This window comes from Chitinophaga sp. CF418 (assembly GCF_900142925.1).
In the GTDB taxonomy this organism is placed as follows: domain Bacteria; phylum Bacteroidota; class Bacteroidia; order Chitinophagales; family Chitinophagaceae; genus Chitinophaga.
In genome coordinates this window covers 176,893-203,469 of the sequence record NZ_FRCN01000013.1, presented here as the reverse complement: position 1 = coordinate 203,469, position 26,577 = coordinate 176,893, and the positions used below count along the sequence as shown (strand labels likewise).

Below are 26,577 nucleotides of genomic sequence, written 5' to 3'. Positions count from 1 at the left end.
ACACAAAAAACAAGTCTATAAATGCAACCAACTTTATTGATCCTTGCTGCAGGAATGGCTAGCCGTTATGGTAGCTTAAAACAGATACAGCAGTTCGGCCCCAGTGGTGAAACAATTGTTGATTACTCCATCTACGATGCTATCCGTGCCGGTTTCGGCAAGATAGTCTTCATTATCCGCAAGGATTTTGAAAAAGAATTCAAAGAGATCTTTGAACCAAAACTGAAGGGACGCGTAGCTACAGATTATGTATACCAGGAAATGGATGCATATCTGAATGGTTATCCGATGCCGGCTGACCGCGCAAAGCCCTGGGGTACAGCACACGCGGTATTATGCGCGAAAGATGCGATCAAAGAACCTTTCGCCGTGATCAATGCGGATGATTTCTATGGCCGTGATTCTTTTGAGAAAGCAGCCGCTTTCCTGAAGAATGACGCAAAACCCGATGTGTACAGCGTGATCGGGTACCAGTTGAGCAAAACTATCAGCGAGCACGGTTCCGTTTCCCGTGGTGTATGTGCAGCTGACGGCAACAGCAACCTGGCTGCTATTAATGAAAGAACCAAGGTTTACAAAGATGGTGCTCAGATCGTGTATGAAGATGCCGATGGCGGCAAACATGCAATGCCTCCTGACACGCCGGTTTCCATGAACTTCTGGGGTTTCCATCCGTCAGTATTTGATCTGAGCCAGAACCTCTTCAAAGATTTCCTGAAGAAAGATGGTGACAAGCCGAAATCAGAATTCTTCATTCCTATCGTGGTGGATCACTTCATCAAAAACAAACTGGGTGTGGTAAATGTCATCCCTACAGGTGCTCAGTGGTTCGGTGTAACCTATAAGGAAGATGCGCCGGGTGTACAGGAAAGCCTCTCCGCACTGGTAAACAGTGGGGAATATCCGGACAATCTCTGGAAATAGGCCTGAAGAATTGTAATATTTTTGCTATTTGTGTAGAGCTTAGCTAAAGAAACTGGCTTTTATTTAAATATCTTCAAAAAGTAAGGGTTTGTTTGCGAAATGACTAAATCTTTTGGATTGTATTGTTTTTTAGTTTAACGACCAATACATTTGTAGAAGCAAAATAAAAAAGGTACCTCCATGTGGGTAAATAAAGACAACAATAAGATCAATCACATCGTAGCTCAGCTGAACTGGGCTATCACGCTAGTCGTGGTTGTCGTTGTCATTATTAGCCACCAATATGGAGGATAGGTAATCGTGCACAATCACTAAAAATAACAACGCCTTCCTCCACACGAGGAAGGCGTTTTTTTACGCCCATAACACAAGTATCCAAAATCGATTTCTAATATCTGAATTATGTATAGCTATTACAACGAGAACACCATTCTTTACGTTAACGGGGAGTATAAGAAAGCCACCGCGGCCACTATCGACCTTTATGGTCAGTCTTTGCATTACGGATATGCAGTATTTGAAGGTATCCGTGCTTACAAAACAGCTGAAGGAAAAGTGAAGATATTCAAAGCGAAAGAACACTTTGACAGATTCAAACGTTCCTGCGAACTGATACACATGCCTTATCCGTTCAACAACGATGAGCTGATCGCAGCATGTTATAAGGTACTGGAACTGAACAATATGGAAGAGGCGTACATCCGTCCGCTCGCTTTCTGTCCTCCGAACATGACCCTGAAAGCAGCCAGCGAAACACATGTACTGATCTGTGCATGGGAGTGGGGTGCTTATTTAGGCGAAAAACTGCTGCGTGTAATGACCTCATCGTACCAGCGTCCAAATCCAAAAGCATTCAAGATCGAATCAAAGACCGCCGGTCTCTATGTAAACTCGATCCTGGCTTCGCAGGAAGCAAAGGAAAACGGTTACGACGAAGCACTGCTGCTGGACATGAACGGCAATGTAGCTGAAGGTCCGGGCGCCAACCTGTTCTTCGAGAAAAACGGTAAGATCTTCACACCGCCGCCAGGCAACATCCTGCCAGGTATTACCCGTGCTACAGTTATTGAACTATGCCATGAACTGGGTATTCCGCTGGAAGAAAAGCTTTTCACTGTAGATGAACTGAAAACTGCTGATTGCGTATTCTATTGCGGTACTGCTGCAGAAGTAGTAGGATGGGATTCTCTTGATGGCCAGGGTTTTGCAAAACCATGGGCTACATCCCTGGGTAAACTGTTGCAACAGGCTTACAAAGCCAGAGTGCTGGAAAAAGAATTCGATCGCGCCACTGTACCAGTCGCCTAAGCGCCTGGACGCAGTGTACAGATATTCATGAAAACTCGTGCTGATTCAGGTATTTTCTCCATATAACTATACCTGAAAGTGATACATTATTATTTGAAACTGATAGTATTGTGTCCACTTAATCAGATAGCTACGCAAAGCATCCCGCTTTGTACCAGATAAACAAAGTGGGATGCTCTTTATAAACACTTCGTACAGGCCTCCCGTTTCCTCCCGCAAGGCATTTTTAATAAGTTGGAATTTGGATTTTTAGGGGTGCGATATTCAGTGCCATAGCGGATTTGGACATAAAACGAAGAGATTTGAATACCGGCTAACCGGGCAGTAATAGGTTTGGAACTTGGCTTTTATCACTGCTATTTTGTACTACTTTAAATAGGAACCGGAAATATTAACAAACAGATGGAATTAAATAAATACAGCAAGACGCTCACCCAGGATCCTACACAGCCAGCCGCACAGGCCCAGCTGTATGGAATAGGTTTAACAGAAGAAGACCTGAAAAAAGCGCAGGTAGGCGTTGCCAGTATGGGCTACGACGGTAATACCTGTAACATGCACCTCAATGACCTTGCTCAGCAGGTCAAAAAAGGCGTCTGGGCTAATGACCTCGTCGGACTCACTTTCCATACCATCGGCGTCAGCGACGGTATGAGTAATGGTACCCCAGGTATGCGTTATTCGCTGGTCAGCCGCGATCTGATTGCTGATTCCATCGAAACTGTTTGTGGTGCACAATATTATGATGCGCTGATCACTGTACCAGGCTGTGATAAGAACATGCCTGGTTCCCTGATGGCAATGGGCCGCCTGAACCGCCCTTCCATCATGGTATACGGTGGCACTATCGCTCCCGGTAAATATAAAGGACAGGACCTCAACATCATTTCCGCTTTTGAAGCACTCGGCCAGAAGATGGCGGGCCAGCTGAATGAAGAGGATTTTAAAGGAATTGTACAGCATTCCTGCCCTGGCGCCGGCGCCTGTGGCGGTATGTATACGGCCAACACTATGTCCTCAGCTATTGAGGCACTGGGTATGAGCCTTCCCTACAGTTCTTCCAGCCCTGCTTTGAGCAAGGAAAAACAACAGGAGTGTCTGGAAGCAGGCAAATATATCCGCCTGCTGCTGGAAAAAGATATTAAACCTACCGATATCATGACCTTCGAGGCATTTGAAAATGCCGCTACGGTTGTGATGGCGCTGGGTGGTAGTACCAATGCGGTATTACACTTCATTGCCATAGCAAAATCAGTAGGTGTGAAATTCACTTTGCAGGATTTCCAGCGTATCAGTGACAAAACACCGCTGATCGCTGACCTGAAACCAAGTGGTAAATACCTGATGGAAGACCTGCACAACATTGGCGGTGTTCCACTGGTAATGAAATATTTGCTGAAGAAAGGTTACCTGCACGGACATTGCCTGACCGTAACCGGCAAGACCCTGGCAGAGAATCTGGCAAGTGTTCCGGATCTGGAATTCGAATCACAGCATATTATCGTTCCGGCAGAGCAACCGCTGAAAGCTACCGGCCACATACAAATGCTGTATGGTAACCTGGCAGAACAGGGTTCTGTAGCTAAAATAACCGGTAAGGAAGGCCTGAGCTTCCGCGGACCTGCACGTGTGTTTGACGGTGAGTTTGAACTGATAGCAGGTATCCAGAGCGGCCGTGTGCAGAAAGGAGATGTGGTGGTGATCAGGCAGGTAGGCCCTAAAGGCGCCCCTGGTATGCCTGAAATGCTGAAGCCAACTTCCGCCATTATGGGTGTGGGACTTGGCAAGAGCGTGGCGCTGATCACAGACGGACGTTTTTCCGGTGGTACACACGGTTTTGTGGTAGGTCATATCACACCGGAAGCCTATGAAGGCGGTACCATCGCGCTGGTAAAAGACAATGATATTATTGAAATAGATGCCGAGAAGAACACGATCAATGTGGAGGTAAGTGCGGAGGAACTGGCAGCCCGCAGGGCACAGTGGGTAAGACCTGCATTGAAAGCATCCAACGGTATCTTATTAAAATACGCTAAACTCGTTTCAAATGCAACAGAAGGATGTGTTACCGATGAAGCCTGAGCCAACTGAAAAGCGGGCAGCAACAACTGTTCCCCTCAACATCACTGGCTCTGAGGCAGTGATCCGCTCGCTGATTGCAGAAGGTGTAGAAACCATTTTCGGCTATCCAGGAGGCGCTATTATGCCCATTTATGATGCCCTGTACGATTTCCAGGATAAAGTTCATCATATATTGGTCCGTCACGAACAGGGTGCTACGCATGCCGCGCAGGGCTATGCACGCACTTCCGGCAAAACAGGGGTGGTCTTCGCCACATCCGGTCCCGGTGCTACCAACCTGGTAACAGGGCTGGCAGATGCTTATATGGACTCTACACCGATGGTATGTATCACAGGTCAGGTGGCAGCACACCTGCTGGGTACAGATGCTTTCCAGGAAACGGATGTAATTGGTATCACCATGCCGATTACGAAATGGAACATCCAGGTAACACGTCCGGAAGATATTCCGGGAGCTATCGCTAAAGCATTCTACATCGCAGGTAGCGGTCGTCCGGGACCTGTACTGGTAGATATTACCAGGAATGCACAGGTAGCAAAATTTGATTTCGAATACAAGAAATGTGATTATATCCGCAGTTACCATCCTGTACCGGAACTGGATACAGAGGCGGTGAAAGCTGCAGCAGCATTGATCAACAGTGCAAAGAAACCATATATCTTCTGTGGTCATGGTGTATTGCTGGCTGGCGCTGAAAAAGAACTGATCGCACTTGCTGAAAAGGCAGGTATACCAATAGCTTCCACTTTGCTTGGTCTGTCAGCAGTACCTGTAGATCATCCTAAGTATGTAGGTTACCTGGGTATGCACGGTAACTATGCACCGAACATCATGACAAATGAATGTGATGTGCTGATTGCTGTGGGCATGCGTTTTGATGACCGTATCACTGGTGATGTTTCTCAATTTGTGAAGCAGGCAAAAGTGATCCACATCGAAATTGATGCAGCTGAGATCAACAAGATCATCAAAGCAGATGTTGCGGTACATGCAGATGCTAAAACAGCGCTGGCAGCTTTGATAGAGCTGGTAGAACCTAAGCAGCATGACGAATGGATAAAGGGCTTCCGTGAAGCAGATAAGAAAGAAGAGGAGAAGGTAAGCAGGAAGGAATTGTATCCTGCTGAAGGCGGTTTAAAAATGGCCGAAGTAGTACGTCTGATATCAGAAAGAACAGAAGGGAAAGCTGTACTTGTAACAGACGTAGGGCAGCATCAGATGATCGCATCCCGTTACTATCGCTTTAAAGATCCTAACACCAATATCACTTCCGGTGGTATGGGAACTATGGGTTTTGCACTACCGGCAGCGATGGGCGCGAAAGTAGGAACGCCTGAAAAAGAAGTAGTAGCAGTAATCGGAGATGGTTGTTTCCAGATGACATTACAGGAACTGGGAACTATCTATCAGTCTGAAATAGGTGTTAAGATTGTGATCCTGAATAACAATTTCCTTGGCATGGTGCGTCAATGGCAACAGTTGTTCTTTGACAAACGTTATTCTTCTACGGAGATGATCAACCCTGACTTTGTACAGATCGCAAAAGGGTTCTATGTTCCTGGCAGAAAAGTAACTGACCGTGCGGATATAGTAGCTGCTGTAGATGAGATGATCTCACACAAAGGCGCTTATCTGCTGGAGGTTGTAGTGGAAAAAGAAGACAACGTATTCCCAATGGTGCCTTCCGGCCAGCCAATAGCAAATATCAGGCTTGAGTAGCAGCAGGAAGAAGGAATTCAGCAATCATTAACACGAACACTATGCAAAAAGAATATACAATAACGGTTTATACGGAAGACAGGATCGGTATCACCAACCGTATCACCGTTATCTTCACACGCAGGGGTATCAACATCACCAGTCTGACAACGGCTGAAACGGAGATCGCTGGCGTATATAAATTCATCATCACGGTAATATCTGAAAAGGAAAAGCTGGTGAAGATCGTTGGTCAGATAGAAAGACTGATAGAAATTCACCGTGCGTTTGTACATGAAGAAGACGAGGTGGTATACCAGGAGCTGGCACTTTACAAGATATCCACAAAAGCATTGCAGAACGGTAATATTGAACTGCTGATCCGTGAGAATAATGCACGTATCCTCACGCTCACTGATGAATATTTTGTATTGGAGAAAACCGGTCATCAGCAGGAGCTGATCGACTTGCAGGCTAAACTCGCGCCATATGGTCTGATCGAATATTCCAAGAGCGGGCGGGTTGCCGTTGTCAAATGGAGCCGCCGTTTCCACGATCATCTGAAAGAGCTGGAAACCCGTCGTCCTGACAACCTGAAACAGGCACAGTACAAGGAACATACAGAAGTTTCAGCAGAAGAAGAAAGTATCTAGTTTAAATAATTCAATAAAAACAACAAACACTATCAAAACATGGCAACCATCAATTTTGGAGGGGTACTGGAAGACGTAGTAACCAGAGAAGAATTCCCCATGGAAAAAGCTAGAGAAGTGCTGAAGAACGAAGTGATAGCTATCATTGGTTACGGCGTACAGGGCCCCGGCCAGGCACTGAACCTGAAAGATAACGGCTTTAACGTGATCGTAGGACAGCGTAAAGGATCTAAAACCTGGGATAAAGCTATCGCTGATGGCTGGGTACCTGGTAAGACACTGTTCGAAATCGAAGAAGCTGCTCAGAAAGGTACTATCATCCAGTTCCTGTTGAGCGATGCCGGTCAGATCGCACTGTGGCCTACACTGAAGCCACACCTGACTAAAGGCAAGGCTTTATATTTCTCCCATGGTTTTGGTATCACTTATAAAGACCAGACTGGTATTATTCCTCCTGCTGATGTGGATGTGATCCTGGTAGCCCCTAAAGGTTCCGGTACTTCCCTGCGCAGACTGTTCCTGGCTGGCCAGGGTCTGAACTCCAGCTTTGCTATATTCCAGGACGCTACCGGTAAAGCACGTGATCGTGTTATTGCACTGGGGATCGGTGTTGGTTCCGGTTACCTGTTCGAAACAGATTTCAAGAAAGAAGTTACTTCTGACTTAACAGGTGAGCGTGGTACCCTGATGGGTGCTATCCAGGGTATCTTCGCTGCTCAGTACGAAGTACTGCGCAAGAATGGTCACTCTCCATCTGAAGCATTCAACGAAACTGTTGAAGAACTGACGCAGTCCCTGATGCCACTCGTTGCAGAAAATGGTATGGACTGGATGTATGCTAACTGCTCTACTACCGCTCAGCGTGGTGCATTAGATTGGTGGAAGAAATTCAAAGACGCCAGCCAGCCTGTATTTGAAGAACTGTATGCAAGTGTTGCTGCAGGTAAAGAAGCTGCACGTTCTATCGCATCCAACAGTACTCCTGACTACCGTGAGAAACTGGAAGAGGAACTGAAAGAACTGCGTGAAAGCGAAATGTGGCAGGCAGGTGCGGCAGTAAGAAAGCTGCGTCCTAATAATTAATTCGATTATTCGATGATATAATCAGGAATTGGGAATTAGGAATTGAGCTTTATGTATCAATTCCTGATTCTTTAATTCCTGATTCCTAATTTTTAAAGAACAATGTCCCAGGTACTAACAAGTGTGAACCCGCTCAACATCCTTGATGCTGCGGTGAAGTTGAAACCTGTGGTGAACCGTACTCCGCTTACATATAGCGCTACGCTCTCCCGCAGGTATAATGCAGATGTCTATCTCAAAAGAGAAGACATGCAGATTGTAAGGTCTTATAAATTGCGTGGTGCATACAACCTGATTAGCAGCCTGGATAAAGAAACACTGTCAAAAGGCGTTACCTGCGCCAGCGCTGGTAACCATGCACAGGGCTTTGCTTATGCGTGTCGTCAGCTGGATATCAAAGGCGTTTGTTTTATGCCCATCATCACTCCCAAACAGAAGGTGAACCAGGTGAGAATGTTCGGTGGTGATAACATCGAAATAAAACTGGTGGGCGATACTTTTGATGATTGTGCGGCAGAAGCCCAGGCTTTTACACAGGCGCACAACATGACTTTTATTCCTCCTTTTGATGATCCGAAGATCATCGAAGGACAAGGTACCGTGGCAGTGGAGATCCTGGAAGACCAGGCAAAGATTGATTATGTGTTCGTGCCCATCGGTGGCGGCGGACTGGCAGCAGGCCTGGGTACTTATTTCAAAACTTATAGTCCGCAGACGCAGATCATTGGTGTGGAACCTGAAGGCGCTCCATCGATGACACGCGCACTGGAGGCCGGTAGTCCCGTTACGCTCGACGAAATAGAACGTTTTGTGGATGGTGCTGCCGTAAAAAGAGTAGGTGCGCTTACATTCAGCATCTGCAAAGATATTTTGAACAAAATGCAGCTGGTACCGGAAGGGAAGGTTTGCTCTACTATATTACGCCTGTACAATGAAGACGCTATCGTAGTGGAACCTGCCGGAGCATTGTCCATTGCAGCGCTTGACTACTACGCGAAAGAAATAGAAGGAAAGAAAGTGGTGTGTGTGGTGAGTGGCAGCAACAACGATATCGATCGTATGCAGGAGATCAAGGAACGTTCCCTGTTATACGAAGGATTGAAACACTACTTCATCATCCGCTTTGTACAGCGCCCGGGTGCTTTGAAAGAGTTTGTGAATCATGTACTGGGTCCTGATGATGATATCACCCGTTTTGAATTTATCCAGAAACACAATAAGGAAATGGGTCCTGCACTGATCGGTGTAGAGCTGAAGAGGAGGGAAGACTATGATATCCTGCTGGCTAATTTCCGGAAGTATAACATTCACTTCACAGAACTGAATAAAGATGATAACCTTTTTGGTTATCTCGTGTAAAGTATTGATTTCTCTCGTTTTGAGAAAGAGTACTATGTTTTTGAGAAAGGGCATTATGTTTTGGTTATAAAACATGATGCCCTTTCTGCATATATGCGCAATTCCCTTTTTTATCATAATTTGAAGCCAAAATCTGCGAGTATGAGTAATTTTATGCAGGCGGCTATTTTGCCCGAGTTTGGACCGGCCACTGCTTTCAGGATTGAGAAAGTAGCAATACCGTTGCCTGCGGCAGGACAGGTGCTTGTGAAGGTAAAGGCAATTGGATTAAACCCTGTTGATTTTAAGACCCGGTCTGGCAAAGGATATGCGTCCTATCAGACATTACCTGCTATCCTCGGTTGGGATATAGCAGGCGAAGTAGTAAGTGTAGGGGAAGGTGTGAGTAAGTTCCTTACCGGCGACCGTGTATTCGGTATGAGTAATTTCCCCAATCCTGGTAACGCGTACGCAGAGTATGCTGTAGTGCAGGAAGAAGAGTTTGCCATTATTCCTAAAGATATTTCATATGAAGTAGCCGCGGGCACTCCATTGGCTGGTCTTACCGCCTGGGAAGCCCTGTTTGATCAGGCGGGTATTACCTGGGGCCAGAGAGTGTTAATACAGGGTGCTGCCGGAGGTGTAGGGCATATAGCGGTACAACTGGCCAAGTGGAAACAGTGTTTTGTGGCGGCTACCGCATCAACGGGCAATCATCCTTTTCTGAAGGAATTAGGAGTAGATCAGTTGGTTGACTATAAGACACAACGTTTTGAAGATATAGTAGAGATGGTGGATGTAGTGATAGATGGTATGGGAGGTGAAATAGCGCTCCGTTCCATAGACGTATTAAATCCGGGTGGAGTGCTGGTATCATTGCCAAGTATGTATAAAGATGATCCGGCTGTTATTGCAAAGGCAAGGGAAAAAGGTGTGGAGGTGAAGTGGATGTCTGTAAGGCCTTCTGGTGAGCGGATGGAGCAACTGGCGTTCCTGCTTAGCAATAATCGTCTGAAAGTACAGGTGGACGAGACTTTTCCGCTGACAGAAATCGTCCGCGCACACCAGCGGCTGGAAGAAGGACATGGCAAAGGGAAAATAGTGCTGACAGTGTAGTCAGGAGGAGACCGAGATTGAAATATAATAAATGTCAGCTTGACATCAATAAAAAGAGTACATTTACAATACATTATTCAATTCCAACGTTTGAAAACAGGCTGATAGCCAAATCAAAAGGATATGCTTAGCTATTGGGAAAAACAGAGCCTTTTACAATACGACTACATCATTGCCGGCAGTGGTATAGTAGGGCTCTCCACAGCTATCAGCCTGAAAGACAGGCTACCTGCAGCGCGGGTGTTGGTGTTGGAAAGGGATATTCTGCCTACGGGCGCCAGTACCAAGAATGCCGGCTTTGCCTGTATAGGCAGTTTGACGGAGTTGCTGTCTGATTTCAATAACATGCCCCGGGAAGAGGTGCTGGCTATCTTACAGATGCGGCTCAATGGTCTGCAGTTATTGCGCCGGCGTATAGGAGATGAGGCCATGCAGTACCGGGAAGACGGTAGTTATGAACTGATAGGCATGGAAGAAGAACATGCCCTGGCGCAACTGGACAGTGTGAACAATGTTTTAAGACCGCTGCTTGGCGGGGATGCCTTTACCCTTGCCAGCGATAAAATAGCGGGATTCGGTTTTAACAGGGCATATGTAAGAGCACTGATCCGCAATAACTATGAAGGGGAACTGCATACCGGCAGGATGATGCGCAGTCTGATAGACATCGCCATCTCAAAAGGGGTCGAAATAAAGACCGGTTGCAGCGTGAGCCACCTGGAAGACCTGCAGACGGGCGTGAGAGTCACTGTCCCGACAGCAGCAGGAGAGGAGATTGGTTTTATGGCCAGAAGGGTAGCTGTCTGTACGAATGCATTTGCCCGGCAATTATTGCCGGAGCTGGACGTGCAGCCTGGCAGAGGACAGGTACTACTGACGAATGTAATTCCCGGTCTGCCCTTTAAGGGTGTTTTTCATATGGAGGAGGGGTATTATTACTTCCGCGAACTGGACGGCAGAGTACTGTTTGGCGGGGGACGTAATCTTGACTTTGAAAAAGAGACCACAACAAGCTTTGATCTTAATCCGGAGATACAACAGCAATTGGAAAACCGGTTGCATAATATTATCTTACCAGGACAATCCTTTATGATCACAGACCGTTGGACCGGTATCATGGCTTTTGGTCGGACCCGCCAGCCACTGATCCGTTACCACACTCACAACATCGTGCTCGGCGTCCGTATGGGCGGTATGGGCGTCGCAATAGGATCCGCTGTAGGAGAGCAACTCTCTGCATTCCTTACTGAATAAACAATGAAAAACAAAAAAGAAAAACAGAAAATATGTCCAACTCTTAGTGAAAAATTTTAAACGTAAATTTTACGTTTAATTAAAATGTTGCTATATTGATTCCTAATTTATTTATTACCACGTTTTTTTTATGCAAAAGAGCTTACAATTCCTCGATTATGTTGTTTTCTTAGTGTATTTCGTGATTGTTGCCGGCTACGGTCTCTATATCTACAAAAAGAAAAAACGGCAGACAACTGATTCCAAAGATTTCTTCCTGGCGGAAGGTTCCCTTACCTGGTGGGCTATCGGCGCCTCTCTGATCGCATCCAATATATCTGCGGAGCAGTTTATCGGGATGGCAGGCTCCGGGTTCAATATTGGTCTGGCTATCTCCACTTATGAGTGGATGGCGGCTGCGACCCTCATTATTGTGGCGGTGTTCTTCCTGCCCATCTATCTGAAGAATAAGATATATACCATGCCGCAGTTCCTGCTGACACGGTATAATAAAACAGTAAGCACCATTATGGCTGTTTTCTGGCTCCTGCTATACGTGGTAGTGAACCTGACTTCCATCCTGTACCTGGGTGCACTGGCGGTGAATACAATATCAGGCATTAACTTCTATGTATGTATGAGCCTTATTGCGTTATTCGCCATCTTTATTACCCTGGGTGGTATGAAGGTGATCGGTTATACAGACGTTATCCAGGTGTTCTTCCTGATACTGGGTGGTCTGGTAACTACTTATCTGGCATTAAGCCTGGTATCTGAGCACTTTGGTGAAACTGGCGTGCTGAAAGGTTTCTCCCTGATGACGCAACATGCCAGCGACCATTTCCATATGATCCTGAAGAAAGACAACCCGCATTATCTCGATCTACCCGGCCTCACAGTACTGGTAGGTGGTATGTGGATCGTGAACCTGAACTACTGGGGTTGTAACCAATATATTACACAGCGTGCACTGGGTGCTGATCTCAAGACTGCACGCAGTGGTCTGCTCTTCGCAGGTTTCCTGAAGCTGCTGATGCCTGTGATCGTGGTATTGCCTGGTATTGCAGCTTATGTACTGCACTCACAGGGCCTGTTCCAGCAGGAAATGGTAAAAGCAGGAGAACTGAATCCTGACAACGCTTATCCTGTGCTGATGAACCTCCTGCCTGCAGGTATGAAAGGGCTGGCATTTGCCGCGCTGACTGCTGCGGTAGTAGCTTCCCTGGCAGGTAAAGCAAACAGTATCTCTACTATTTTCTCTCTGGATATCTACAAAGAGATCTTCAATAGAAACGCCGATGAAAAGAAGGTGGTAAATGTTGGCCGCGTTGTGGTAATAGTTGCCATGATACTGGCTATCATTATCTCTCCGTTCCTGGGTATCGATAAAAAAGGTGGTTTCCAGTTCATTCAGGAATACACTGGTTTCGTATCGCCTGGTATCTTCGCGATGTTCATACTGGGCTTCTTCTGGAAGAGAACTACAGCCAATGCAGCACTGTTTGCAATGATCGGTGGTTTTGCAATGTCCATCTTCCTGAAGTTCCTGCCATTATGGATGGATCTTTCTTTCCTGTACGACATGGGTATGGCTGTGCCAAATGCAAATGGTGTGTATGAAATTCCGTTCCTCGACCGTATGGGTATTGTATTCGGAGTATGTGTGATAGGTATGATCCTTATTTCACTGCTGGCTCCAGCTCCAAATAAAGCACTGGCAACTGCCCGCGGCGAACTGAAGCCTTCCGGATCCGGAGCACATGCACTGGAAGTAGATTCTTCAATGTTCAAACCATCTTTGGCATTCACTGTTATTGCATTGATCATTTGCGGAATCCTGACTGCGCTGTATACCATTTTCTGGTAACAGCATAGACAGACCGCTCCTTTCTGGTAACAGTGCGGATAGTGCTTCTTTAGGAGCGATGTGTTTGTAGCCCGGGGTGATACCCCAGGGAAACAACGGAAACAAATTAACCATAAGAAACAGAAGATCGTTATATGAGATATACGATAGGATATGATATCGGTTCCTCCTCGGTGAAAGCGGCACTGCTGGATATAGAAACGGGGAAATGCCTGGCTACAGCTATCAGTCCTGCACAGGAAATGCCAATGCATGCGCCTGTAGCAGGATGGGCGGAACAGGATCCCGAAATGTGGTGGCAGGAGGTTCAGAACGCAACAAAAAAATTACAGCAACAGCATCCCTTTGATGGGCATGCTGTTGCCGGTATTGGTATTGCTTACCAGATGCATGGATTGGTATGTGTGGATAAGGACCAGCAGGTACTGCGTCCTTCCATTATCTGGTGTGACAGCCGGGCAGTGGAAATAGGCAATGAAGCTTTTAATGCATTGGGACAGAACTGGTCGTTGCAATACCTGCTCAATTCTCCCGGTAACTTTACCGCTTCCAAGCTACGCTGGGTACAGCAGTATGAACCCGAAATCTACAAACGCATCCACAAGATCATGCTGCCGGGCGATTTTATCGCTATGCGTCTGACTGGTGAGGCGGCAACGACTATCTCTGGTCTTTCGGAAGGTATCTTCTGGGACTTCAGTGGCAGGCAGGTATCTCCCGTGTTATTAAAGCATTACAACATTGATGAAAGTCTGCTGTCGGATATCGTGCCTACCTTCGGTTTGCAGGGTAAGGTGACTGAACAGGCAGCTGCGCTCTTAGGCATTGCCGCAGGTACACCTGTAACCTACCGTGCAGGCGATCAGCCAAACAATGCTTTTTCACTGAACGTACTGAAACCCGGAGAAGCTGCAACTACAGCTGGTACTTCCGGGGTTGTGTATGCAGTGCACGATCATATTGCTTTCGACCAGGAAAGTCGTGTTAACACTTTCGTACACGTTAATGACAGACCAGATGCGCACCGTAACGGGGTGCTGATGTGCCTTAACGGTACAGGCATCCTCAACAGCTGGTTAAGACAGATAACTGGTAAGCTTGACTATAGTGAAATGAATACACTGGCCGCCCAGGCGCCTGCTGGCGCCCGTGGTCTGCATATCTATCCTTTTGGTAACGGTGCGGAACGTATCCTTGCCAATAAGGAAACAGGGGCTGTATTCAACGGACTGAACTTCAATATTCATGGTCGTGAGCACCTGTTGCGCGCGGCACAGGAAGGGATCGTATTCGCCCTGAAATACGGAATGGACATCATGAACGACATGGGGCTGCAGATCCATCGTGTAAGGGCAGGGCAAGCCAATATGTTCCTCAGTCCTCTCTTCAGAGAAGTATTTGCCAATACAGCCAATGTGGTGATCGAACTGTATAACACAGACGGCGCTCAGGGAGCTGCCAGGGCTGCCGGTATAGGAGCAGGCCTGTACAATGAAAGGGAAGCTTTCCGTGGTATGGAATGTCTGGCCACCATAGAGCCGGATGCCACATTACAGCAACAATATGCCAGCATCTACAGCCAGTGGCTGGAAGGATTACAGCACGTTATTAAGTAACTGCATCGCACATAGCAGTTACACAATATATACACACGTTTTGGATTCAAAAAAAGAAAGAAAATGAGTATCACTTTAGGGAATCAGGAGTACTTCAAAGGCATAGGGAAGATCGCCTACGAAGGTCCTCAGTCAACTAACCCATTTGCTTACAAATGGTATGATGAGAACAGAAAGATCGGTGGCAAGACCATGAAAGAACTGTTCCGTTTTGCAGTGTCCTACTGGCACACCTTCTGCGGTACCGGCGGAGATCCGTTCGGTCCGGGCACCAAGGCTTTTCCCTGGTTAACTGCTACTGATGCAGTACAGAGCGCAAAAGACAAAATGGATGCAGCTTTCGAATTCATCACCAAACTGGGCGTGCCTTACTACTGCTTCCACGATGTGGACCTGGTAGATGAAGGTGCTACCATCAGTGAATACGAAAGCCGTATGCAGAAGATTGTGGATTATGCAAAAGAAAAGCAGAAAGCCAGCGGTGTGAAATTGCTGTGGGGTACTGCCAATGTATTCAGCAATCCGCGTTACATGAACGGAGCTTCCACCAATCCTGACTTTGCTGTACTGGCTTATGCAGGTACACAGGTAAAGAATTCCCTGGATGCTACAATTGCACTGGGTGGTGAAAACTACGTATTCTGGGGCGGTCGTGAGGGCTATATGACCCTACTGAATACCAACATGAAGCGTGAACAGGAACACCTGGCCCGCTTCCTGACTGTGGCTAAAGATTATGCACGCAAACAGGGCTTTAAAGGTACGTTCTTCATTGAGCCTAAACCTTGTGAGCCAACCAAACACCAGTACGATTATGATGCGGCAACTGTAATAGGTTTCCTGCGTCACTACGGACTGGATAAAGACTTTAAACTGAACCTGGAAGTGAACCATGCTACACTGGCAGGTCATACCTTCCAGCACGAACTGCAGGTAGCTGCTGATGCCGGTATGCTGGGTAGCATTGACGCTAACCGTGGTGATGCGCAGAACGGATGGGATACTGACCAGTTCCCGATGAACCTGAACGACATGGTTGAATTCATGCTGGTGATCCTCGAAGCTGGTGGCTTCAGCGGCGGTGGTGTGAACTTCGATGCGAAGACACGCCGTAACTCTACCGATCTGGAAGACATCTTCCATGCTCATATTGGTGGTATTGATTCCTTTGCCCGCGCTGCTGTCATTGCAGAAAAAGTGCTGGAACAATCTCCGTATAAGCAATTCCGTAAGGACCGTTACGCTTCTTTCGACAGCGGTAAGGGTAAGGAATTCGAAGATGGTAAACTGACACTGGAAGACCTGCGCAATTTTGCTATTGGCAATGGTGAGCCTAAGCTCATCAGCGGTAAGCAGGAGTGGCTGGAAAATATCATCAACCAGTACATCTGATCACAACTTATTTGTTGAATGGAATATTAAGAAGCTGTCCGCCGCAGGCGCGACAGCTTTCTTTTTTGTACCTTGTATGACTATAAACTGACCACCATGTTTTCCACATATACCTTTCACCAGGATGGTTTCGATATCGTTGCACTGAAAGACGATGACAATGGTGCGCAGGTAGAGATCATTCCTGCACATAGCGCCATGCTGCATGCTTTCCGCATACCTTATAAGGAAACACAGCTGAATATTATTGATAACTATGCCAGCCTGGAGGATTACCGGGCTAACATGGCAACGTATTTCAAGAGCGCTAAACTCAGCCCCTTTGCCTGCCGTATACCAGGTGGCGCCTATGAGTGGGAGGGAAAGCAATATAAGATACAGAAAGCCATTGCGCCGGGGAGTTATATTCACGGATTACTCTATGATGTGGCATTTACAGTGGAAGATATACATGCCGATGAAAAATCGGCAAGGGTGATATTGCGTTATCAGTATAATGGCGCTGATGAGGGATATCCATTCCCTTATGATTGTGAAGTGCAGTATAGCCTGGAACCAGACTCACGTCTGCAAATAACCACTACTATCAGCAACCGTTCCGTTGCATCCATACCTGTGATGGACGGATGGCATCCCTACTTTACAACAGGCACGCCTATAGACGATATGGAGCTGCAGTTTGCGTCGGAACAAATAGTGGAATTTAATGCGCAGCTGGTGCCTACCGGTAAGATATTGCCCTATGACAGGTTCCTGGAATCTTCTCCCCTGGAAGGTATTCCCCTGGACAATTCTTTCCTGCTGAACTTTAATCAGCATGCATCAACATGTACCTTAAGAGACCCCAAAAAGCATATTGCCATCACATTCTATCCTGACAGCAGTTATCCTGTTCTGCAGATCTATACTCCGTCGCACCGTAACAGTATTGCCATTGAGAATCTGAGCGGAGCGCCCAATGCTTTTAATAACGGAATGGGACTGGTATCTCTTTCCGCGGGCGAAAGTAAGGCCTTCAGAACCGCCATTTCTGCGGTCAGCTGGTAATATTCCGGCATCCCTTGGCATAGTCTTTGGAACTTTACCAGTATTATTGTTTCACCCAAAAAGAATATGTTATGGATACTTTAGAAATCAAGGGTAAATGGAACGAGGTAAAGGGGAAGATCAAGCAGCAATATGCGAACCTGACAGATGATGACCTTTTGTATGAGGAAGGACAGGAAGACCGTTTAATAGGCAAACTCCAGCAGAAATTAGGTAAAACACGTGATGAAGTTATTAAACTCATAAAATCTGCGTAACATGGGAAGTCTATTATATATCATCGCTGTTATACTCATTATCGGCTGGTTACTGGGCTTTTTTGTATATTCTACAGGTGGATTGATCCATATTCTCCTCGTACTTGCAATTATAGCCATCCTCCTTCAGATCATAAGGGGATCAAGGCTGTGAGTCTATAAATTTAAATATCATGTAAATCCTCCCATTACCGGGAGGATTTTTTCGTTATTTTTTTAGGATATTGCCTGTAGATTAATCCATCAGATAATGAAAAGAATCATCACAGGAGTACTGGTGCTTTGTTGTTGCAGCCTGTTGGGGGTAGTGAAAGCCCAGGCGCAGGTAACGCTGACAGGAACCATCATGGACAAGGAGAACAAGCTGGTTTTACCCTATGCTAGTATACTTAACAAAAGCACAGGCCGCAGAACCTATTCCGACAAAGGAGGTTTTTATAAGATAACAGCCAGTCCTAAAGATGTGGTCGTATTTTCATTTCTGGGGTACAGGTCCGACAGTGTGGTGGTGACTCAGTCAAGCGGAACGGAAACCAGGAATATTTCCCTGACGGTAGAAGCCAAGCAGCTGCGTAGTGTGGAAATTGGTACGCAATACACGCCTTATCAGATCGACTCCCTGGCGAGAAGGCAGCAGTTCGGTTACATCCTGGATAAAAGGGATATGCCGCTGGCCGGGGGAAGCACTCCTGTTGGAGCAGGTATTGTGTTCAGTCCTTTTACAAGGTATTCCCGGTCTGAGAAGCAAAAAAGAGAGTTTAAGAAGATCTTCGCCAAAGCGGAAGAGGAAAGATATATAGATTCCCGGTATACACCGCAGTTCGTCAGCAGGGTGACCAGTCTGAAAGGGGATTCGCTGATGTTGTTCATGAGGGAGAATTATCCTGATTATAGTACCATCAGGGTAATGCAGCAGGAAGACCTGATTTACTGGATAACGGATAAATACCGGGCATGGAAGAAGAAATAAGACAAGAAATAGCTATAAAAGCAACGGCCACCCTGGAAAGAGGGTGGCCGCGTTGCATGCAGAGGCCAATAGAAAATATCTTTTAGTTATAAACTTTCACCATATAGACGAAGTCTTCCAGCTTCTTCACCTGATCCACACGTGTTAATCCTCCCAGCCTGTTCTTATGGTTCCATTCCTTTTTAGGTAGTTTATCCTTAGGCATTTCTTCCAGCAGGCGTTTCAGGTGTGCTGATTTTACTGCAAAAGCAATACCATCGGAAGTAGTCTGTTTGCCAGTTACGATACCTACCACGTCGCCTTTACTATCCATAAGGGGGGCGCCGCTGTTGCCGGGATTAACCGGGATGGACACCTGGTAGGCAGCGCTGTCACCATTAAAACCGGTCTGTGCGCTGATATAACCTTCGCCATAGACAATCTCATCCCGTGGATAACCCAGGGTGAAAACTGCCTCACCACGTAGCGCGTGTTGGGGCTTCAGGGTGTAGGGGAGTGGCTGGCCCTTAAAGGTACTGTCCGTGATTTTGAGGATGGCCAGATCGCTGGAAATGTCCTCAAATACGCTGGCTGCTTTAAATGCCTCACCTTTTGTGTTCTGGATATAAATAGAATCTGCACCTGCTATTACATGGTAGTTGGTTACCACATAGCCATTATTGGAGATGGCAAATCCGGTACCACCATAAGTGCCGGGGTTGGCAGGTGCTTTCTTTTTACTGTTTATGTCGTTGATGAGGGCATTTTGGGAGCGCTGAATATTGTTCAGCACACGTCTTACGTCCTCATACTGGGCCTTTGTATTCTGTCTGTTAGCATTCTGCATGAAAGCTATAGTAGACAGGGAAGTGACCAGGGCTATACAGGCTGCTGCTGCCATATTGGTTACCAGCCTTTTGCTGATGGTAAAAACCTTTTTAGGAGTCGCGGTTTTCGACGGAGCCAGGACTTCATCAATAGCCATAGAAGCATGGATCTTATCCATCTTTTCCTGGAATGCTACCCGCTGTCCGTATTGATCCAGCTGCTGAATGAGCTGCTGATGCATCAGCACCTGCTCATTGACCGCCGGATTGGACTGGCGCAGCGCTTCGAAAGCAGTTCTTTCCTGCTCGTTCATTTCGCCCTCCAGGTAGCGTTCAATATCGCGTATTAATGTAAAGTCGTTCATCGCCTGTAACCGCTTTTACAGATCTGTCAGGTCTTACACCTGTCAGGTCCTAAGATTTATATTGTTCAAAAAATAGTTTCTTCAGTCGCATCAGGCACTTGTACTTCTGGTTTTTGGCATTTTCTGAGTTGGTGTAACCAAATTTCTCAGCAATGTCCTGCATAGACAGTTTCCTGATATAATAGTCCTCCAGGATCGTTTTACAAGGCTCTCCCATATTGCCCATCGTCATTTCCATCACTCTGAACTGCTGGTCTTTCTCCTCGTGTTCCGCCATTGTATTGCCATCTTCTGCCGGTAATACTTCTTTCAGTTCGTCCGGAAGGGCCAGTTGCCAGCTGCCGGTCTGCAATTTCTTTAACCATAGATGACGGCACACCGCGTAGAGAAAAGTTTTCAGCTTGCTGTACAGATCAAATTCCCCTTTCTGCGCTTTCTCATACAATATGATCATAGCTTCCTGGAAAAGATCTTTTGCATCATCCTCAGACCCATTATACTGTAAAACCATTCTTAATATGGAAGGATAATTCTCCGTATAGATGGTTGCCAGCGCCCTGTCGTCATTCCTGGTTAATCCCAGCAGTAATTCCCGATCCCGTTCTATGTTCTGATTATGCTTCACTTATTAATACTATTAAATGGCTTTGGTAACCCAAAGTAGCAGAAAAAAAATCCAAATCCCAAATCAGTCCCGGCAGCCATCACCCGATAGATGCAGGAATGCGCTGATTTCATATATAGTTAGGCCTCTATATATGAAAATACCCTGCCGGAAATAGAAAAAAGGGGCGAAACAGGCAGAAAAAAAATTTTTTAAAAATCTGGGTTACCTTTTTTCAAACCCGGTATAAAGGATAGATAATATTTCAAAACCTAAAAACATAAGTCAAAATGAAAAACGCTCTGAAAATTGGTTTCTTAGCTTTAGCTCTTGGTGTATTTGCAGCTTCTTGCGGTGGTGGTTCTTCAACTCCAGCAGAAGATACTACAGCTACTCAGACCATCGATTCAGCTGCTGCTACAGTTGATTCTGCTGCTGCTACAGTTGATTCTGCTGCTGCTGTTGTTGATTCAGCTAAAGCTGCTGTTGACTCTACCAAAAAATAATTACGTTGGTAAGCAAATAAAGGCTTTTATATGACCGCTCCGTTCTCAAAACGGGGCGGTTTTTTTTGTTAAGCCTGCTTGTAGTGACAGGATACTGAAAAAAATGTCAGAAATCGACTACTTTATTAGATAGATTGTAATTATTGACAAAAGTGCTTGGAAAATTCAAATCCTGGTGTATTTTTGTCAGGCAATCAAGCAAAATATGATACAACAAACAACCTTTGGTTACTTTTATGGTTTCTACTTTTTCTGGTACCAGGAATAGGGAGGTCGTTTGTAGTACTTAAATATAAAGAAACTAGCAAAAGGCCTCCCAGACGGGAGGCCTTCTTTTTTTCGATAATATCAAGCTTTATGTTACAGCGTTTCAGCCTTTATTTCTTTTACTTTTTCTTTTACTTCTTTTACGTCGTAAAGGCCGGGACTCTTTTGTAATAACTGCACTCAAACATAATTGCAAATAAAAAGGGTCCCGGCTCCACCGGGGCCCTTTTTCATTTTATACGGTAGTTGCTGTAGCAACTACAAACCAAAAATCAAACATAAAAAAGATGCGTGTCGCAATTCAGGGTTTTGAAGGATGTTTTCATCAGATAGCAGCAGAAGGATACTATGGCAAAGGTATAGAGATCGAATGCTGTGCATCCTTTCCGGAACTTGTTAAAAAGGTAGTTAAACAGAAAGATGCAGATGCCGGCGTAATGGCCATTGAAAATTCCATTGCAGGAAGCATCCTTCCGAACTATACTTTGCTGAAGAATTCAGGGCTGCATGTGATTGGTGAAGTATACCTTCATATTAAACAACACCTGATGGTGCTGCCCGGACAGACACTGGAAGATATACGTGAAGTGCACTCGCACCATATGGCATTACTCCAGTGTACAGAATTCCTGGAGAAACACCCCCATATGAAACTGGTGGAAACAGAAGATACAGCGCTCAGTGCGAAACACGTACAGCAGAAGAAACTGAAAAGCACTGCTGCCATCGCTGGTAAACTGGCGGCAGAGATATATGGTCTGGAAATTATCGCACCCAATATCCATACCATCAAAAATAACTATACCCGCTTCCTGGTGATCTCTCCTAACGGAGTAACGCCTACGCCAGATGCCAATAAAGCATCAGTGTACTTCCAGACCTCACACGAGCGTGGAAGCCTGGCCAAGGTCCTGACACAGGTAGCACAGGCAGGGATCAACCTGAGCAAGATCCAGTCATTTCCAATGCCCGCCAAAGAGTGGAATTATTACTTCCATGCAGACTTCGAATTTGAAAACCTGAGCCACTTTGAGAAGAGCATCAGCAAGATCGAGCCGCTCACCGAGGATATCAAGGTATTGGGTATTTATAAGAAAGGAAACACACATTAATCATAACATACATCAGGACGCGGAAAACAACGTATTATGAACTTACAGGTAGCAAAAAGGCTGCAGCAAACGGAAGAATACTACTTCTCCAAAAAGCTCAGAGAAATAGATGAGATGAACAAGGCAGGAGCTAAAGTGATCAATCTTGGTATCGGTAGTCCGGATCTGCCTCCACACCCTTCCGTAATTACCACTTTGCATGAATATGCACAACGGCCTGATACCCATGCTTACCAGGGTTATAAAGGTATTCCTGCCCTCCGCAAGGCAATGGCAGACTGGTACCAGCGCTTCTATGGCGTATCCCTGGATCCTGAAAAGGAAGTGCTGCCACTGATAGGCTCAAAAGAAGGGATCATGCACATCTGCATGACCTACCTGCAGGAAGGAGATGAGGCCCTGGTGCCTAATCCTGGTTATCCTACCTACCGTTCAGCTGTGAACCTGAGTGGCGCTACAGTAGTAGATTATGACCTGGAGGAAAAGAATGGATGGCTACCCGACCTGGATGCACTTGCCAAACGCGACCTGAGTAAAGTGAAACTGATGTGGGTGAATTATCCGCATATGCCTACCGGAGCACGCTTCAACGAAGAGTTTGCCCGTAAACTGGTAGCCTTTGCACAACAACATAATATCTTAATTTGTCACGATAATCCGTATAGCTTCATCCTGAACAAGCAGCCACAAAGTCTGTTACAGACGCCTGGCGCCAGGGAAGTGGTACTGGAACTGAACTCACTCAGCAAATCTTCCAACATGGCCGGCTGGCGTGTAGGGATGCTGGTAGGAAAGCAGGAATGGATCAACGAAGTGCTGCGCTTCAAGAGCAATATGGATTCCGGTATGTTCCAGCCTCTCCAGATGGCTGCTGTAAAAGCACTGGAACTGGGGCCTGAGTGGTATGCTGAACTGAATGGGATCTATGAAGGCCGCCGTAAGAAAGTATTTGAGTTGCTGGAACTGCTTGACTGCACGTTCGATAAGAACCAGGTGGGACTGTTCGTATGGGCGAAGATCCCCGCTTCTGCAAAAGACGGTTTCTCGCTGACAGACGAGATCCTGCAGAAAGCACAGGTCTTCATCACTCCGGGCGGCATCTTCGGCAGTAATGGCAACGGTTATATCAGGGTAAGTCTTTGTAAGGACGAAAAAGTATTTGAAGAAGTGCTGGATAGGATAAAAACAAAATTTAAGCAATAACAGTCATGATCGCAACTATAGTAGGAACAGGATTAATAGGTGGATCGCTGGCCATCAGCCTTAAAGAAAAAGGTGTGGCCAACTGGATAATTGGTGTGGATCAGAACCCGGACAACCTGAAGAAAGCGCAGGAACTGAAGATCATTGACGAAGGTGCTACCCTGCAGGATGCTATGCAACGTTCACAGCTCATCATACTGGCTATCCCCGTGGATGCGTTGCTGCAGATCCTGCCTGCAGTATTGGATAAAGCAGGGCCTGAACATGTGATCATGGACGTAGGTTCTACAAAGCAAAAGATATTACAACTCGTTGCCGGTCATCCTCACAGGGGACGCTTTGTAGCGGCTCACCCGATGGCCGGCACGGAGTATTCCGGGCCCGAAGCAGCCATAAAGAATCTCTTCACACAAAAGACCATGGTATTATGCGACGTGAAGAACAGTGATGAAGATGCCCTGGAGATCATCGAAAATATGGTAGACAAACTGCAGATGCGCCTCGTATATATGAATGCGGAAGAGCACGACCTGCACACGGCCTACGTATCCCATATCTCACACATCACTTCTTTCGCCCTGGCGCTGACCGTACTGGAGAAAGAAAAGGAGCAGGGACGCATATTTGAACTGGCAAGCGGTGGTTTTGAATCTACCGTGAGGCTGGCGAAAAGTTCGCCTGATATGTGGGTGCCTATCTTCAAACATAATCGCCATAATGTGCTGGATGTACTGGATGAACATATCCACCAGTTACAGCAGATGAAGCAGTTGCTGGAGAAGGAAGATTACGAAACATTCTATAAACTGATCCAGAAATCAAATAAGATCAGGAAAATATTAAAATAGCCGGTTTCGTATAGTGACTCATTTGCCGCAGGGCCTTGTCAGAAAACTGAAAGTGGATCACTAGCCGATAGTCGGACGCAAACAAGAAAACAAACAATCACTGGATTATGGACGACTATCGTCTATGGTCTGAAAAGCATCAAATGATGGAACAGATTCTCGCTAAAACAAAATTCTCCGATCCGGCTTCTGACAAGAAACCGTTGATCATTTCCGGTCCCTGCAGTGCAGAAACCGAAGAACAGGTATTGGATACAGCCCTGAGACTGGCTAAAACCGGTAAAGTAGACGTATTGCGTGCTGGTATCTGGAAGCCACGTACCCGTCCAGGTTCTTTCGAAGGTATTGGTGTAACCGGTTTACCATGGTTACAGAAGGCTAAGGAACTGACCGGTCTTCCGCTGGCAGTGGAAGTAGCTACCGCTAAACAGGTAGAAGAAGCGCTGCAGCATGGCGTGGACATCCTCTGGATCGGAGCTCGTACTACAGTGAACCCATTCTCCGTACAGGAAGTTGCTGATGCGCTGAAAGGTGTGGACACAACTGTACTGATCAAAAACCCGATCAATCCTGACCTCGAACTGTGGATAGGTGCTGTAGAACGTGTACGTAACTCCGGCATTACCAAAATAGGTCTGATCCACCGTGGATTCTCCAGCTATGGCAATACTGAATACCGTAACGCGCCGATGTGGCACCTGCCTATCGAAATGAAGCGCCGCATGCCTGAACTGCCTATGATCTGCGATCCTAGCCACATCAGCGGCCGCCGCGATATTCTGCAGGAAGTTTCACAGGAAGCAGTTGACCTGGATTACGATGGTCTGATGCTGGAATCACATATCGATCCTGATAAAGCATGGAGCGATGCTAAACAGCAGGTTACTCCTGAAAGACTGGCAGAAATTTTGGATGGTATCACCTGGCGTCATGAGCGCACAGATCAGAAAGAATTCAACTCTGCGCTGGATAAACTCCGTGGTCAGATCAACCAGATCGATGATGAGATCATGCTGCTGCTGGGCAACAGAATGAAGATCGCTGAGAAGATCGGTATCTACAAGAAAGAGAATAATGTGACCATCCTGCAGACCAACCGCTGGAACGAGATCCTGCAGCGTGGTATCTCCAAGGGTGAGAAACTGGGCCTGACAAAAGATTTCATCCTGAAATATTTTGATGCAGTACACCTGGAATCCATCAACAGGCAGAACAGAGTGATGAACGAAGACAAATAGACTTAAGCAAAATATGAGAACGTTATCTTACCAGTTCCAGCATAGTAATACGAAATATTATCTGGGAGAGAGCCTCTTACAGCTGGGCAATTATGCTGATCCCTCCAGGACCGTACTGGTGGTGGATGAGAATGTGGATAAACACCATGGGCATAAATTGCCAGGCTGGAGAAAGCTGGTCGTCCCGGATGGAGAAGAGAACAAAAGCGGTGAAGTCCTTGAGCAGATCATTAATGGTCTGATCGAACTGGAAGCAGACCGTAAGACCATGCTGATAGGCATTGGCGGCGGTATGACTACCGACCTGACCGGTTATGCTGCCAGCATATACATGCGGGGCATGCCTGTGGGATTTGTTCCTACTACTTTGCTGGCGCAGGTGGATGCGTCTATTGGTGGCAAGAACGGAATCAACCATGGTAAACATAAGAACATGCTGGGCACTATCCGCCAGCCGGAGTTCATCCTGTTCGATTATTCGCTGCCGCTGACTATGCCGGCAGAAGAATGGCACAACGGCTTCGCGGAGATCATCAAGTATGCATGCATTCTCGATGCCAGCCTGTTCACCTACCTGGAAGAAAACCGTGATAAAGCCATGCAGCGTGATGTGGCTGTACTGGAATACCTGGTGGAACGTTCCGTGGAACTGAAGACCCAGGTAGTGTTGGAAGATGAATTTGAAACAGGTTCCCGGCGCTGGCTTAACTTTGGCCATACGCTCGGGCATGCAGTGGAAAAGATCGAGAACATCGCGCATGGTAAAGCTGTTGCTATAGGTATGGTGGCAGCATCTAAGATCTCAGAGAAATTGAAAGGATTGCCTGTGGAACAAACCAACAGGCTGATCCGCCTCATTAACGATTACCAGTTGCCGGTTACGCTGACCTCCAACAAGGAAGAAGTGTTCAACATCTTCAAGCTGGACAAGAAGCGGGAGAAAGATGCGATTCACTTTGTGCTGCTTGAGGAAATAGGCAGGGCTACCACGCAGCCTGTTCCTATTACAGTATTGAAGCAGATGCTGGATGAACTATAAACCT

General features: G+C 46.4%; 24 protein-coding genes. 22 read left to right on the top strand and 2 right to left on the bottom strand.

Annotation, left to right across the window (positions count from 1 at the left end; genetic code table 11):
* The first annotated feature begins 21 nt into the window (after positions 1–21).
* The 16 genes from F3I09_RS25920 to F3I09_RS25845 all read left to right on the top strand — a co-directional run bounded on the left by F3I09_RS25920 (position 22) and on the right by F3I09_RS25845 (position 18,585).
* Positions 22–924, top strand: a complete 903-nt coding sequence (locus tag F3I09_RS25920; RefSeq protein ID WP_149697962.1) for a sugar phosphate nucleotidyltransferase — start codon at positions 22–24, stop codon at positions 922–924.
* Positions 925–1,326: 402 nt separating this feature from the next.
* A complete protein-coding gene (locus F3I09_RS25915) occupies positions 1,327–2,232 on the top strand; it encodes a branched-chain amino acid transaminase (protein ID WP_149697961.1) in 906 nt (301 codons plus the stop codon).
* Positions 2,233–2,634: 402 nt separating this feature from the next.
* Positions 2,635–4,314 carry a dihydroxy-acid dehydratase gene (gene ilvD / locus F3I09_RS25910; protein ID WP_149697960.1) on the top strand — a complete coding sequence of 560 codons (1,680 nt, stop codon included), beginning with the start codon at positions 2,635–2,637 and terminating at the stop codon, positions 4,312–4,314.
* Complete coding sequence (gene ilvB, locus F3I09_RS25905; protein ID WP_370512667.1) at positions 4,280–6,034, top strand: biosynthetic-type acetolactate synthase large subunit; 1,755 nt, start codon at positions 4,280–4,282, stop codon at positions 6,032–6,034. The genes ilvD and ilvB overlap by 35 nt, the downstream gene beginning before the upstream one ends.
* A 41-nt stretch (positions 6,035–6,075) precedes the next feature.
* Complete coding sequence (gene ilvN / locus F3I09_RS25900) at positions 6,076–6,666, top strand: acetolactate synthase small subunit (RefSeq protein ID WP_149697959.1); 591 nt, start codon at positions 6,076–6,078, stop codon at positions 6,664–6,666.
* 39 nt (positions 6,667–6,705) lie between these two features.
* Positions 6,706–7,749, top strand: coding sequence for a ketol-acid reductoisomerase (gene ilvC, locus F3I09_RS25895; RefSeq protein WP_149697958.1), 1,044 nt, complete (start codon positions 6,706–6,708; stop codon positions 7,747–7,749).
* A 102-nt stretch (positions 7,750–7,851) separates the two neighbouring features.
* The gene (gene ilvA / locus F3I09_RS25890; RefSeq protein WP_149697957.1) at positions 7,852–9,108 is read left to right on the top strand and encodes a threonine ammonia-lyase IlvA; all 1,257 of its coding nucleotides are present in this window, start codon (positions 7,852–7,854) and stop codon (positions 9,106–9,108) included.
* Between the two features lie 141 nt (positions 9,109–9,249).
* Complete coding sequence (locus F3I09_RS25885; RefSeq protein ID WP_188133960.1) at positions 9,250–10,203, top strand: NADP-dependent oxidoreductase; 954 nt, start codon at positions 9,250–9,252, stop codon at positions 10,201–10,203.
* Positions 10,204–10,326: 123 nt separating this feature from the next.
* The gene (locus tag F3I09_RS25880; protein ID WP_149697955.1) at positions 10,327–11,457 is read left to right on the top strand and encodes an FAD-binding oxidoreductase; all 1,131 of its coding nucleotides are present in this window, start codon (positions 10,327–10,329) and stop codon (positions 11,455–11,457) included.
* Positions 11,458–11,587: 130 nt separating this feature from the next.
* The gene (locus F3I09_RS25875; protein ID WP_149697954.1) at positions 11,588–13,303 is read left to right on the top strand and encodes a sodium/sugar symporter; all 1,716 of its coding nucleotides are present in this window, start codon (positions 11,588–11,590) and stop codon (positions 13,301–13,303) included.
* Between the two features lie 134 nt (positions 13,304–13,437).
* Positions 13,438–14,919, top strand: coding sequence for a xylulokinase (locus F3I09_RS25870; RefSeq protein WP_149697953.1), 1,482 nt, complete (start codon positions 13,438–13,440; stop codon positions 14,917–14,919).
* 63 nt (positions 14,920–14,982) lie between these two features.
* Positions 14,983–16,311, top strand: a complete 1,329-nt coding sequence (gene xylA / locus F3I09_RS25865; protein ID WP_149697952.1) for a xylose isomerase — start codon at positions 14,983–14,985, stop codon at positions 16,309–16,311.
* 96 nt (positions 16,312–16,407) lie between these two features.
* Positions 16,408–17,358, top strand: coding sequence for an aldose 1-epimerase (locus tag F3I09_RS25860; protein WP_149697951.1), 951 nt, complete (start codon positions 16,408–16,410; stop codon positions 17,356–17,358).
* A gap of 71 nt (positions 17,359–17,429) precedes the next feature.
* A complete protein-coding gene (locus tag F3I09_RS25855) occupies positions 17,430–17,615 on the top strand; it encodes a CsbD family protein (protein WP_149697950.1) in 186 nt (61 codons plus the stop codon).
* 1 nt (position 17,616) lies between these two features.
* A complete protein-coding gene (locus tag F3I09_RS25850; RefSeq protein ID WP_149697949.1) occupies positions 17,617–17,769 on the top strand; it encodes a lmo0937 family membrane protein in 153 nt (50 codons plus the stop codon).
* Positions 17,770–17,865: 96 nt separating this feature from the next.
* A complete protein-coding gene (locus F3I09_RS25845; protein ID WP_149697948.1) occupies positions 17,866–18,585 on the top strand; it encodes a carboxypeptidase-like regulatory domain-containing protein in 720 nt (239 codons plus the stop codon).
* An 82-nt stretch (positions 18,586–18,667) separates the two neighbouring features.
* On the opposite strand, the gene F3I09_RS25840 is transcribed toward F3I09_RS25845, so the two are convergent.
* Positions 18,668–19,756: a S1C family serine protease gene (locus tag F3I09_RS25840; protein ID WP_149697947.1), complete on the bottom strand. Its 1,089-nt coding sequence runs from the start codon at positions 19,754–19,756 to the stop codon at positions 18,668–18,670.
* A 49-nt stretch (positions 19,757–19,805) separates the two neighbouring features.
* On the bottom strand, positions 19,806–20,381 hold the full coding sequence (locus F3I09_RS25835; RefSeq protein WP_149697946.1) for an RNA polymerase sigma factor: 576 nt from the start codon (positions 20,379–20,381) through the stop codon (positions 19,806–19,808).
* Positions 20,382–20,650: 269 nt separating this feature from the next.
* Between F3I09_RS25835 and F3I09_RS25830 the strand changes: the two genes are divergently transcribed.
* The 6 genes from F3I09_RS25830 to aroB all read left to right on the top strand — a co-directional run bounded on the left by F3I09_RS25830 (position 20,651) and on the right by aroB (position 26,573).
* Positions 20,651–20,866 (top strand): hypothetical protein, encoded by a 216-nt coding sequence (locus F3I09_RS25830; protein WP_149697945.1) that lies wholly within the window; start codon positions 20,651–20,653, stop codon positions 20,864–20,866.
* A gap of 554 nt (positions 20,867–21,420) precedes the next feature.
* A complete protein-coding gene (locus F3I09_RS25825; RefSeq protein WP_149697944.1) occupies positions 21,421–22,245 on the top strand; it encodes a prephenate dehydratase in 825 nt (274 codons plus the stop codon).
* A 36-nt stretch (positions 22,246–22,281) separates the two neighbouring features.
* A complete protein-coding gene (locus tag F3I09_RS25820; RefSeq protein ID WP_149697943.1) occupies positions 22,282–23,448 on the top strand; it encodes a pyridoxal phosphate-dependent aminotransferase in 1,167 nt (388 codons plus the stop codon).
* A gap of 5 nt (positions 23,449–23,453) precedes the next feature.
* Entirely contained in the window at positions 23,454–24,296 is an 843-nt protein-coding gene (locus F3I09_RS25815) for a prephenate dehydrogenase (protein WP_149697942.1), read from the top strand.
* 107 nt (positions 24,297–24,403) lie between these two features.
* Complete coding sequence (locus F3I09_RS25810; RefSeq protein WP_223233389.1) at positions 24,404–25,534, top strand: chorismate mutase; 1,131 nt, start codon at positions 24,404–24,406, stop codon at positions 25,532–25,534.
* A gap of 13 nt (positions 25,535–25,547) precedes the next feature.
* On the top strand, positions 25,548–26,573 hold the full coding sequence (aroB, locus tag F3I09_RS25805) for a 3-dehydroquinate synthase (RefSeq protein WP_149697941.1): 1,026 nt from the start codon (positions 25,548–25,550) through the stop codon (positions 26,571–26,573).
* The last annotated feature ends 4 nt before the right edge of the window (positions 26,574–26,577 follow it).